The sequence below is a fragment of the Planktotalea frisia genome, assembly GCF_001890925.1.
Lineage (GTDB): Bacteria > Pseudomonadota > Alphaproteobacteria > Rhodobacterales > Rhodobacteraceae > Planktotalea > Planktotalea frisia.
The window spans coordinates 1-12,763 of record NZ_MLCB01000003.1 but is presented as its reverse complement, the minus strand read 5'-3'; the positions used below and the strand labels follow the sequence as shown (position 1 = coordinate 12,763).

General features: G+C 54.6%; 8 protein-coding genes and 2 pseudogenes. 9 read left to right on the top strand and 1 reads right to left on the bottom strand.

Features of this window, described 5'->3' with window-relative positions; genetic code table 11:
• Positions 1–234 precede the first annotated feature (234 nt).
• The 9 genes and pseudogenes from PFRI_RS00185 (at position 235) to PFRI_RS00145 (ending at position 11,953) form a co-directional block, all read left to right on the top strand.
• Entirely contained in the window at positions 235–2,670 is a 2,436-nt protein-coding gene (locus PFRI_RS00185; RefSeq protein WP_072628755.1) for a GcvT family protein, read from the top strand.
• A complete protein-coding gene (locus PFRI_RS00180; protein ID WP_072628753.1) occupies positions 2,671–3,579 on the top strand; it encodes a LysR family transcriptional regulator in 909 nt (302 codons plus the stop codon).
• A gap of 91 nt (positions 3,580–3,670) precedes the next feature.
• Positions 3,671–5,797: a hydantoinase/oxoprolinase family protein gene (locus tag PFRI_RS00175; protein ID WP_072628752.1), complete on the top strand. Its 2,127-nt coding sequence runs from the start codon at positions 3,671–3,673 to the stop codon at positions 5,795–5,797.
• Entirely contained in the window at positions 5,794–7,503 is a 1,710-nt protein-coding gene (locus PFRI_RS00170; protein WP_072628751.1) for a hydantoinase B/oxoprolinase family protein, read from the top strand. Before PFRI_RS00175 ends, PFRI_RS00170 begins: the two co-directional genes overlap by 4 nt.
• Positions 7,503–8,712: pseudogene (locus PFRI_RS00165) on the top strand (NAD(P)/FAD-dependent oxidoreductase). The gene PFRI_RS00170 and the pseudogene PFRI_RS00165 overlap by 1 nt, the downstream one beginning before the upstream one ends.
• A complete protein-coding gene (locus PFRI_RS00160) occupies positions 8,712–9,485 on the top strand; it encodes an HpcH/HpaI aldolase family protein (RefSeq protein WP_072628750.1) in 774 nt (257 codons plus the stop codon). Before PFRI_RS00165 ends, PFRI_RS00160 begins: the two are co-directional and overlap by 1 nt.
• Positions 9,482–10,381, top strand: a complete 900-nt coding sequence (locus PFRI_RS00155; RefSeq protein WP_072628749.1) for an aminotransferase class I/II-fold pyridoxal phosphate-dependent enzyme — start codon at positions 9,482–9,484, stop codon at positions 10,379–10,381. The genes PFRI_RS00160 and PFRI_RS00155 overlap by 4 nt, the downstream gene beginning before the upstream one ends.
• Positions 10,382–10,393: 12 nt before the next feature.
• Positions 10,394–11,230, top strand: coding sequence for an NAD-dependent epimerase/dehydratase family protein (locus tag PFRI_RS00150; RefSeq protein ID WP_072628748.1), 837 nt, complete (start codon positions 10,394–10,396; stop codon positions 11,228–11,230).
• A gap of 15 nt (positions 11,231–11,245) precedes the next feature.
• A pseudogene (locus PFRI_RS00145) lies at positions 11,246–11,953 on the top strand (SDR family oxidoreductase).
• 122 nt (positions 11,954–12,075) lie between these two features.
• Here PFRI_RS00145 and PFRI_RS00140 read toward each other — a convergent pair.
• The gene (locus PFRI_RS00140) at positions 12,076–12,591 is read right to left on the bottom strand and encodes a hypothetical protein (protein ID WP_084649536.1); all 516 of its coding nucleotides are present in this window, start codon (positions 12,589–12,591) and stop codon (positions 12,076–12,078) included.
• Between the last annotated feature and the right edge of the window lie 172 nt (positions 12,592–12,763).

Below are 12,763 nucleotides of genomic sequence, written 5' to 3'. Positions count from 1 at the left end.
CTAGACCGCACGGCGCGCATAACGGCCAGACCCCTTACGAAGCTCTCAGAGACAAGCTACAGTAGCCGCGCAAGTGTCCCGCGGGTCTGTCTAGGCTACAAAAGGGCGCAGCTTTCTCATAGAAAAACCGTCGCGGTCATTCTGTACCTAAATTTCTAAGTAAAGCGCATTGCACCCTTGTCAGCGCATGTAAAATGCTCGCAAATGCTGACGATTATTAACAGGAAAACGATCATGAAATCACGCACCAAAGTTGTGGTCATTGGCGGAGGCATCGCCGGATGCTCAACACTTTATCATTTGACCCAAGAAGGGTGGTCAGATGTGGTCTTGATCGAACGCGATGAGCTGACTTCTGGCACCACTTGGCATTCCGCAGCGCAGGTGACGAACTTTGGCATGAACCAGACGATGGTTGGTCTCAAATCCCATTCTGTAGCGCTTTACAAGAAACTGCGTGATGACCCTGAGTATCCGGTTGGCTATCACCACGGCGACGGTGGCATTCGTCTCGCTAATACCGAGGCGCAAATGCAAGGCTATCGCCATTTCGCCTCCATGGCGCGTGGCATGGGCGTTGAGTATGAGGTCATCGACGCACAAGAATGCGCCCGTCGCCATCCGCTTATCTCGACAGACAATTTACTCGGCGGACTTTGGGACGGCGAAGACGGCGACATTGATCCTGCACAACTGAGCCAAGCGCTTGCTTTTCATGCACGCAAAGCAGGTGCAGAAGTTTACCGCCACACCAATGTGACGTCCCTAACCCAGCATAGGGATGATACGTGGACGGTTGGAACCGATAAAGGCAGCATCGACGCGGATATTGTTGTGAATGCCTGCGGTTACCGCGTGAATGAAGTTGGCGCGATGATGGGTGTGCACCACCCGGTGGCGTCGATGGAGCATCAATATTTCATCACTGAAGACATTCCCGGGATTGTCGAAGCAGGGCACCGTATGCCCCTGCTGCGTTGCCCGATTTCTGATTACTATTCGCGTCAGGAAAAGAACGGCTTGCTCGTCGGATTTTATGAGCAAGACTGCAAAACTTGGGGCATGGACGGGATCAGCCCGAACTTTGCCAATGATCTGTGCCCGGACGATCTGGACCGCGTGATGGATGTGCTAGAGGGCGCGTTCGAGCGTATGCCAGCACTGACAGAAGTGGGCATCAAGCGGGTTGTGAATGGCCCGATCACCTACACGATTGATGGCGCGCCATTGGTTGGACAAATCCCCGGCAAGCGTAACGCGTTCTGCATCATTGGCCTGCGAGCGGGTGTTGGCGAAGGCGGCGGTCACGGTTGGCTCCTGGCGCAGCAAATCGTGCACGGCGAAGCGCAGTACGACACATGGTGCATCGATCCGCGTCGTTTCACGGGACATACAAATGTCGAATTGACCGCGCTCAAAGCGATTGAGGATTATCAGAACGAATTCCGCTTCCACTTCCCCCATGAGCACCGCCCAGCAGGGCGCGGCGCGAAAACCACGCCGATCACGCCGATTTTGGAAGCAGAGGGCGCAGAATTTACCGTCGTTAACGGATGGGAGCGCGTGGAATACATCAAGCCGACGCCTGATTTTCATCCGTCTCTGACATTCGACTTTGATGAAGCATTCGATGTGATCGCCGCAGAAGTGCGCAATGTTCAAGAGAATGTTGGCCTGTGTGAGGTAAACGGCTTTAACCGTTTCGAAATCACTGGCACGGATCGGCATGTATTCTTGGATCGCATGTTCTGTGGCAACGTCACCAAGCGTGACGGGCGTGTCGGGCTTGGCTATCTGCTTAATCACTTTGGCATGGTAAAGGGCGAAGCGACGATTGCGAATATCCCTGCGTCCGATCGTGGACCTGCGCGCGCTTGGTATGGCTCCGCCGCGGCGTCCGAGTTCCACGATATGGATTGGTTGCGCGCGCATATGAACGCGGATGAAGACGTGCAGATCCGCAGCATCACCAATGATCAAACGATCCTTGTTCTGGCAGGTCCAAAGTCGCGCGATGTGCTCAGCGCCTGTTCGCGTGGCGATTGGTCCAAAGCGGCATTTCCTTGGCTTTCTGTGCGTGAGTGCTTTATCGGGTTTGCGCCTGCGACAGTCATGGGCGTGAGTTTCTCGGGTGAGTTGGCTTATGAAATTCACGTACCAAACGCGTCGCTCTATGCCGCCTACACAGCGCTACGCGAAGCGGGCAAGGCGCATGACCTGAAGCTCTTTGGCGCGCGTGCGGTTGAATCGATGCGCATGGAGAAAGGCTTCCTTCATTGGAAAGCAGACCTGATCACCGAGTTCGATCCGTTTGAAACCGCTCTTGATCGTTTCGTGAAGCTCGACAAACCTGACTTCATTGGTCGCGACGCTTTGCTCAAACGCAAAGAAGCGGAACCGACTAAAAAATTCGTGAGCCTAGAGATAGCAACAGACAAGACCCCTGCCCTCGGCGGCGCATCCTTGATGCAAGAAGGCGCTGTCGTCGGCACGATTACCTCTGGCGATTGGGGCCACCGCATTGGCAAAAACCTTGCGTATGCGTTTGTTGATGTTGCGGTGTCCGAAGTGGGCACGGCAATGCAGCTTGATTTGTGCGGAGACATGGTGGCTGCACAGATCATTGCGGCCGGTCCGTATGACCCTGAGTTCGCGCGCATCCGCTCGTAAATGATTGGAAATGTCCTCACGCTGAAACAACTTGAAGCGCTCGTATGGGTGGCTGATCTGGGGAGTTTTCGCGCGGCGGCGCACCATCTGAACACAACACAGCCGAATATCTCAGCGCGTATCGCAGGGCTGGAAAAGACGTTGGGGCTGGGCGTGATGACGCGCAGTGCTGGCAATATCGAACTGACAGACAAAGGTGCTGAAATTCTTGCGATGGCGCGTAAAACGCTGCGCGATGCTGAGCAAATCGTGTACATTGCGCAACGCCCCGATTTGATCGCGGATCGTTTGCGACTTGGCGTGACCGAACTGGTCGCGTACACATGGCTGCACAGCTATCTGCGCGCGATCAAGGCCGCTTATCCTTCGCTCAATGTTGAGTTGACTGTGGATCTCTCGCGCAATCTTGATGCGGACCTCAGCGCAAACCGCTTGGATTTGACCGTGCAAACAGCCCCCTTCGAGAGCGACGTGGATGGTGAGGTCGAGCTTGGAAAATCGCCCTATGTTTGGGTCGCACAGCAAAGTATCGCGCAACAACTGAAAGGTCCGCAAAGCGTTGCTGACTTGCTCACCCACTGCGTGCTGACCCATGCGCGTTACACCCAAGCCTACATGGAACTAAGCGCGCACATGCGCAAAAATGCTATTCCGACGGCACAGATGATCGCCTCCAATAGCCTAGCGTCCTGCGTGCAGATGGCTGCGGACGGGATGGGGGTCTCTTTGTTGCCAGAGGCCTTGGTCCGGCGTGAATTGGACGTCGATACACTTGCTATCATAGATGTCGATTGGCTCCCCTCCCCTTTGCGCTTTGCGGCTCGATACAGGGAAGACACCAGCGCACAATTCATTAACGACTGTGCCTTATTGGCAGACAGATGCTCTAAAGAGTTCGAACCACACTAGATCAATTTTTTCGATCACTCCAATCAAAACAATAATTTGCAGCGATGCCCGAACTGCCGCACCTTGATCAAAATGAATCGGGGTTCCTCACATGACACAACAACCTGCGCGTCTAGGCGTTGATATCGGCGGCACGTTTACGGATGTGGTTCTTGAAGTTGGCGGGAATTCGTTTTCCACCAAGGTTTTGACGACTTACATCGCGCCAGAAAATGCGATTATTGACGGCTTGCAACAAGTCTGTGGCAAAGCTGGCATTGCATCGTCAGAGATTACTCAGATTATCCACGGCACAACATTGGCAACGAACGCACTGATCGAGCGACGCGGTGCGAAGACGGCGTTGATCACCACCGAGGGTTTTCGCGACGTGATCGAGATGCGCACGGAGAGCCGGTTTGAGCAATATGATTTGAACCTCAACCTGCCCGAACCCCTGCTCGCGCGGCACATGCGCTTCACCGTTCCGGGCCGGATGGATGCGAGCGGACATGAATTGAAAACACTGACGCGCGCGGACATCGAACCTGTCGTCGAGCAAATTAAAGCGGCTGGCTACGAGAGTGTCGCAGTAGGTTTGATCCACTCTTATTTGGACGACAGCCACGAACAACTGGTACGAGAGGTTCTGCTCGATTTGATGCCTGATGCGATGGTGTCATTGTCGTGCGAAGTCTCGCCGCAAATGCGTGAATACGAGCGCTTCAATACAGTCGTCGCTAACGCCTATATCAAACCATTGATGAAGTCCTATCTGGGTCGTCTTGAAGGACGTCTTCGCGAAGAAGGTGTCGATTGCAACATCTTCTTAATGCATTCGGGTGGCGGAATTATTTCTATTGAAAGCGCCGCTGATTTCCCGGTGCGTTTGGTCGAATCCGGCCCTGCGGGCGGTGCGGTCTTTGCTGCCAACATTGCGGCGCGCTATGGTCTGGATAAGGTGTTGTCGTTTGATATGGGCGGCACGACAGCGAAGATTTGTTTGATCAAGGATCAGACCCCGAAAACGTCGCGCGTCTTTGAAGTTGCGCGCACGTATCGTTTCAAAAAGGGATCTGGCATGCCAATTTCGATCCCTGTGATTGATATGGTTGAGATTGGTGCTGGTGGCGGATCGCTCGCGCACGTGGATGCGATGCGTCAGATTCGCGTCGGCCCCGAGAGCGCGGGTTCCGAGCCGGGTCCGGCCTGTTATGGACGCGGTGGTGCACGTCCTGCGGTGACCGATGCGGACCTTGTTCTGGGCAAGCTTGACGGCGATAATTTCGCAGGTGGCACGATTCAACTGCACGAGGATGCCTCCAAAACTGCGCTGAGCGCGCAGATTGGCGACACGCTTGACATGGATGCACGTGAAGCGGCCTACGGCGTGGCCGAAGTGGTCGATGAAAACATGGCCAATGCCGCGCGCGTTCACGCGGTTGAAAATGGTGAGGACCTCTCTGAATATACCATGATCGCTTTTGGTGGCGCGGCCCCTCTGCACGCCGGGCGTTTGTGCGAAAAGCTCGGCATTGATCGCTGCCTCGTGCCGCCGGGTGCCGGGGTTGGCTCAGCCATCGGCTTCCTGCGCGCGCCTTTTAGCTTTGAAGCGAACCGCTCTGTTTACTTACGCCTTTCGGATTTTGACCCAGATATGATCCGCGAATTGCTGAGCGAATTGCAAAACGAAGCAACTGGTTTCGTGCGCACATGTGATGCGACAAGTGAAATCTTGCCAGAGTTCAAAGTCTACATGCGCTACTCAGGCCAAGGTTGGGAAATCCCAATCACACTGACCAAAGAGCAGGCGATGAACCCCGATGCCACAACCTTTGAAGCGCGGTTTATCGAGGATTACACCAAGCTCTTCGGCCGTCCGGTTGAGGGCATGGATATCGAAATTACCGTTTGGTCCGTCAACGCGACAACCCCGCCGCAACCTGTGGCGCGCGTCACAGAGGTGACGGAGCTGAAAAAAGCGACGATGAACGGCAAGTGTACTTTCTTTGACCCAGGCGCGGGCCAACGCATAAACACGTATAAGTATGATCGCACAAAGATGGAGGCAGGACGCGTCATCAATCGTGGAGCCCTGATTTTTGAGCGTGAAACAACCATCGTTGTCCCAAGTAGTCGTCACGCCGTCGTTCAGGCGGATGGCTGTATCGATATGGTCATCGCCAGCGATGCGACCATACCGCCCGTCAAAGACTACAGCAAAGGAGCGGCATCATGAGCCAGTCCCCGTCCAACGTCGCTTACCAAGTCATGTGGAACCGCCTCATTTCGGTTGTCGAAGAACAGGCGCAAGCCCTTGTGCGCACAGCCTTTTCCACCTCTGTGCGTGAAGCGGGCGATCTTTCAGCTGGGGTCTATGATGTCAGCGGTCAAATGCTCGCACAGGCGGTCACAGGCACACCCGGTCACGTCAACGCCATGGCCGATGCTGTCGCGCATTTCATACGTCGGATCGGCGTCGCGAACATTTGTGACGGTGATGTCTACATCACTAACGACCCTTGGGAAGGTACGGGCCACCTGCACGATATTACCATGGTTACCCCTTCTTTTCATGGTGGTGAACATGTGGGGTTCTTCGCCTGCACCGCGCATGTCGTGGATATTGGTGGGCGCGGTTTTGGTGCGGATGCTGCTAGCGTGTACGAAGAAGGGCTCTACATCCCGATCATGAAATTCGCAGATCGTGGTACCGTCGATGAGACGCTTGTGCGCATTGTGCGCGGCAACGTGCGCGAGCCTGATCAGCTGATTGGTGATATGTATGCGCTTGCGACGTGTAACGAGATCGGCCATCGCCGCCTCGTTGAAATGATGACAGAATTCGAGCTTTCGGACTTGAATGGCATTGCGACGTTCATCCTCGACAACTCTCGCCGCGCAACTTTGGAGCGGATCGCTGCCCTGCCTCGCAGCTCTGCGGACGGTGAATTAACGGTCGATGGGTTTGCCACGCCGATAACGTTAAAAGTGAAAGTTACCGTGCATGAAGACCGTATCGTTTCGGATTTTACAGGCTCTTCAGATCTCGACAAAAAGGGCATCAACTGCCCGCTCGTCTACGCAAAGGCCTATGCATGCTACGCTTTGAAAGTCGCGATTGCGCCTGAAATTCCCAACAACGCGGCCTCGCTCGCCCCGTTCGAGATCGAAGCGCCTGTTAACACTATCGTTAACGCTGTGCACCCAGCCCCAGTCGCTTTGCGTCATATTGTAGGGCACTTCGTGCCTGACGCGGTTTACAATGCATTCGATAAGATCGTGCCGGGATTGGTTCCTGCCGAAGGCGCGGGATGCCTGTGCAATTTCCAAGTCTCTTTGCGTCCACGCACAGACGCGCCAGCGCCCGCACATGCGCGCCGCTCGGAGGTGCTGACGTTCAACTCCGGCGGCTCCGGCGCACGTCCTGAACATGACGGCCTCAACGCGACTGCCTTCCCGTCTGGCGTGATGACTATGCCAGTGGAGGCGACTGAACATGCAGGTCCTGTGATCATCTGGCGCAAAGAGCTGCGTCCTGACTCGGGCGGTTCGGGTAAGCAGCGCGGCGGACTCGGGCAGTTCATGGAAGTCGGCGCGCGCGAAGGGCATGAGTTTGACATCCAAGCCATGTTCGACCGCGTCAACCATCCAGCGCAAGGGCGTCGTGGTGGTGGCGCAGGAGCGGCCACAACCATTGTGCAAGACGACGGCACCCCGATGAATGGCAAAGGCAAACAGTTCGTCGCACATGGACGCAAAGTGATGATGGCCTTCCCCGGTGGCGCAGGCTACGGCGACCCCAAAGAGCGCTCTGCCGATCTGGTCAAACGCGACCTTGCGCGCGGATATATTTCAGCTGAGACCGCATCGAATGACTATGGTCTGAGCGCGAGCGACATCGCCGAAGTTGAAACTGCAATCGCAAATGGGGAGGCTGTTTAATGGCAACGCAAACACCAAATCACAGCAGCTATGACGTGGTCATTGTTGGCGGCGCAATCATGGGCGCTTCTGTCGCGTGGTTCCTTTCGGATGATCCAGATTTTGACGGCAAGGTCCTCGTGGTCGAGCGTGATACATCTTACGAGTTTTCCTCAACCATGCACACCAATTCGTGCATGCGGCAGCAATTCTCGACCGAGCTAAATGTGCGCATTTCGCAATTCGCCGCTGATTTCGTCAAAAACCTGCCGCGCTACATGGGCAATGATGATCGTGTGCCGGACCTATCGATTCAGAACTTCGGCTACATGTATTTGGCGGACAATGACGATTTCGCGGATGTCCTGCGCGAAAGCCAAGCAACCCAAATTGCAGCGGGTGCTGCCACGCAGTTGATGAGCCCCGAGCAGATCAAAGCGGCCTATCCGTTCTACAACGTCGATGACATCGTGCTCGGTTCTATCAACCTTGTGGATGAAGGGTTCTGGGACGCCACCGCCGTGTTCGATTGGTGGCGCCGCTCCGCACGCGAACGGGGTGTGGAATATGTGCAGAACGAAGTCGTGGCTATGACCAAGAACGCAGCTGGAACGCGTGTTGAAAATGTGAAGCTGAAATCGGGTGAAGTGATTGCCTGCGCTCATGTGCTTAACGCCTCTGGCCCGCGCGCGATTGAAACGGCGAAGATGGCGGGTGTCGCTGTTCCTGTTGAGCCGCGCAAACGGTTCTCTTGGATCTTCTCGGCAGAGAAGCCGCTCGATCGTGATCTGCCTTTGACCATTGATCCTTCGGGCATTCACGTGCGTGAAAATGGCGGTGGCACGTATCAGTGTGGTGGTCATTCAGAGATTGATCCAGCCGTGGATTACGATGACTTCCAAATGGATCATTCAATCTGGGAAAACCACGTCTGGCCCGTCCTCGCCACGCGCATTCCACAGTTTGAAGCGATCAAAGTGCAATCGGAAGGGGTGGGCATTACGCCTATAACACCTTCGATCACAACGCGATTTTAGGGCCGCATACGACGGTTGAAAACTTCTTTTTCTCAATGGCTTCTCGGGTCACGGCCTTCAGCAAAGCCCTGCCATGGGGCGCGGCACGGCGGAACTCATGGTGCATGGGCACTACAAAACCCTCGACATGAGCCCGTTTAACTATGAGCGTATCGAATTGAACAAACCGATCATTGAAAAGGCGATTATCTAATGAAACTGGCGTCTAATCCCTTTACGAAAGCCTTGAAGGCGCAAGACAAACAGATCGGTTTATGGGTCTCTCTCGCGAATAATTTCGCAGCCGAAGTGACAGCACATTCAGGCTACGATTGGGCGCTTGTGGATATGGAGCATTCGCCAAACGATTATTTTAGTGTTCTCGGCCAATTGCAGGCGTTTGCGCCTAGCGAAACCACCGCGATTGTGCGTCCTGAGTGGAATGATCCTGTGATCGTCAAACGCTTGCTCGATATGGGAGTCGAGGGGCTTTTGTTTCCGATGATCCAAAGCGTTGAGGAAGCGAAGCAGGCGGTTGCCGCAACGCGGTATCCGCCAAACGGCATTCGTGGCTTTTCCGGCGGAACGCGCGCTACAAAATTTGGCCGCGTCAAGGATTACGTGGCCCGTATTGAGGACGAAACCACAGTCATTCTACAACTCGAAACCGCCGCTGCGATCAAGCTTGCGGTTGAGATTGGAACTGTGGATGGCGTAAGCGGCATTTTCTTTGGTCCCGCAGATATTGCAGCCGACATTGGCCTTGTTGGGCAACCTTTGCACAAAGATGTTTGGGATCTCATCAAGCCCGCCGCAAAAGCGCTGATAGACAAAGGCGTTCCTGTTGGCACGCTCGTAAATGACACCACATTCGCGGCTGATCTGCTCAATGACGGTTTTACGTTTGTTGCTTGTGCCACCGACACGATGTTGCTTGCCAAAGCTTCTGATGCAGCACTCGCCACTGTAAAAGACGCACTCAAATGAAATTTGCGGCGTCCAGACTTGCGCAGGTAAAACCCTCTGCTTCTGCTTGGGTGTCGCAAGCGGCCAAAGCGGCGATTGCGGCAGGTGAAGATGTGATTGACCTCGGCCTTGGTGAGCCTGATTTCGACACGCCCGCGCATATTATCGAGGCCGCACATCAAGCAGCGTTGAACAGCGAGACACGTTGGATCATGTTGAACTTGCCCTCTAATCCTGCGGGTGCTGTCTATTCAAACGCTGAGCTGCGCGCGCTTGGCGCGGTCTTGGCGAAGCATCCCGATGTGTTGATCCTGTCAGATGAAATCTACGAACATATCCTTTTTGATGGCCGCAAATTCCAGTCTTTCGCAGTAGCAAATCCTAGTCTGAAGGACCGCACACTTACTGTAAACGGCGTCTCCAAGGCCTATGCAATGACAGGTTGGCGCATTGGCTACTGCGCTGGACCGCAGGCATTGATCGCGACGATGACCAAGGTGCAAAGCCAGATTTGCTCTGGTGCTTGCGCGATTGCGCAGGCCGCTGCTGCCGTTGCGTTGAGCGGTCCGCAAGATGACGTGCGCCGGTTTTGCGCGGCCTTTGAAGAACGGCGCAATCTGGTGGTGGATCGGATCGCTTTGATCGATGGTCTCACGCTCGATCCGCCTGGTGGTGCGTTCTACGGCTTTATAGGCAGCGCCGCTCTCATCGGTGCTAAAACACCAAGCGGGGAAATTCTCAGCAACGACGCAGAAATCACCGCCTATATTCTAAGCGCGCCAAGCATCGCCGCCGTTCCGGGCAGCGCTTACGAGCTGTCCCCATTCTTTCGTATCTCAACTGCGGCTTCAATGGACCTTTTATCCACTGCGATGGATCGACTGGGTGCTGCGGTAAGTAAACTCACCTTGGCATAAAGGTCAAAAGCGATGAAAAAACTTGTACTTACGGGGGCGGCTGGTCGGCTTGGCTCTTACTTGCGCGAACCACTGACGCAGCTTTGCGATGAGTTGGTCTCTACTGATATCGCGGATGACATCGGCACGCTCTACGCGGGTGAGAGCTATATGAGTGGCGATCTGGCCAGCATGGACGATATGATGCGCGTGCTGGATGGCGCGGATATGGTTGTGCATATGGGGGCCTATGCGGATGAAGGTCCGTTCGAGAAACTGCTCGGCCCAAACTTTGTCGGCGCTTATAACATTTGGGAAGCATCACATCGCCTTGGCCTCAAGCGCGTGATCTATGGCAGCTCTATCCACGCGGTTGGCATGCACCCCAAAAGCGACTTCATCGACACCAACGTCGCTCACCGACCTGATACTTTCTACGGTCTTGCCAAGTGTTTTGCCGAAGATCTTGGCTCGCTCTATTGGGACAAACACGGTCTGGAAAGCGTGCACATGCGTATTCTCTCCTGCGCGCAAGTCACCAGCCCGCGCGCGCTTGGCTCTTGGCTGTCATATGATGACCTTATCCAGCTTGTGACCCGCTGCATTGATAGCCCGACTGTCGGGTTTTCTGTGGTCTATGGTGTCTCGGATAACGACCGCGCACCTGTGGACAACAGCCAAGTCAACTTCCTCGGCTATCGCCCCAAAGACAACGCAGAACAGTTTGCAGCCGACATTCTTGCCAATGCGGAACCCGCCAATCCGCAAGACGTGGGCGATATGTGCCACGGCGGTCCCTTCGCGAGCGTAGCACTTGGCAATAGTGGCATGGCGACCATGGATATCGTTGACGATACTAAGAAAACCTAATCGGGAGACTTCAAAATGTCTGATGTAAAAGTAGCACTGATCACCGCTGGCGGCTCTGGCATGGGCGCAGATAGCGCGCGTGCTTTGGCAGCTGATGGCTTCAAAGTCGGCATCCTGTCCTCTTCTGGCAAAGGCGAAGCGCTGGCCAAAGAACTTGGCGGTGTTGGTATCACTGGCACGAACAAATCCGAGGGCGACATTCAAAAACTCGTCGATGCCGCAATGGATCACTGAGGCCGCGTTGATGTATTGGTAAACTCCGCAGGTCACGGTCCGCGCGCGCCCGTTTTGGAACTTACCGACGCGGATTGACATGAGGGGATGGAGGTCTATTTCCTCAAGGCCGTGTGCGCCTCGCGTTTGGTGACGCCCATAATGCTGAAACAAGGTGGTGGCGCGATTATTAACATCTCTACCTTTGACGCATTTGAACCAAATGCCGTGTTCCCGACATCTGGTGTGATGCGCGCAGGGCTTGCAGCATTTAGCAAGTTGTTCGCAGATAAATATGCCGCCGAAAATGTGCGAATGAACAACGTGCTGCCCGGCTTCATCGATAGCCTGCCTGAAAAGGATGAATTCCGCGCGCTGATCCCTATGGGGCGCTATGGCAATTCACTGACTGAGATCGCGAGCGTTGTTGCGTTCCTTGCGTCTGATGGTGGGGCCTATATCACGGGTCAGAATATCCGCGTTGATGGCGGCATCACACGTTCTGTTTAACATCAGGCCCGCGCGCTCAAACAACTTGCGCGCGGCCCCTTCACTTTTATAAATAAACTTCGGGGGATTCGGCTTTGCCGACGGGGGCTGGCCCCCTACCTGCCCGCCTTTCAAATGTACCCCTAGGGGATCAAGATATTCTCACGCAAAAGCGTCACCGACTGCGTCGTCAGATTATCGAGCAACACATCAATGCGCACAGATTTGACGCTGCCTAATTCATGGCGATGGAAGGTCATCAGAGCCTCGTCATTCAGGATCGAGTTGGGCTGTTGATATTTCATGTGACACTCCGGCATCGGCAAATCCTGCAAGGGCGCATCGTTGATCGAATATTTCGCCCCTTTCAGACCACAACGCCAACTAAAGATGTGGCTCCAATACACCAAGTCTTGTCCATCATATTCACGCACCGCGGCCCAGTTGCCTTTAGTCATTTGCAAGATCGGGCCAACCTCGGCAGCCGTTGTAAACTTGCCAGTTGGCGTTTGATCGTCTGGCGTCATATCACTCACATCAAAACTATCCGCGCCGATTTCACCCTCACCGCTGCTCACGTCTGCTGATCCAAAACCGCTTTGCGCATGTGCAGCGTTTACCAACAAAAAAGCGGCCAATATCAAAAATGGCGTCTTCATATTCTGTCTCCCAAAATCAAAACCTAAACAATTCTTTCAATCCTGCCGCACCCGCTTCTGGAAATCTAGGATTTGTCCGCGTAGGGTCCGCGAAACCCACGACAGAGATGGGGCAGTTAGGCTCAGGACCCATTAATTGCCTTGATGCTGGTTTGTCGTCATGATTCACGAA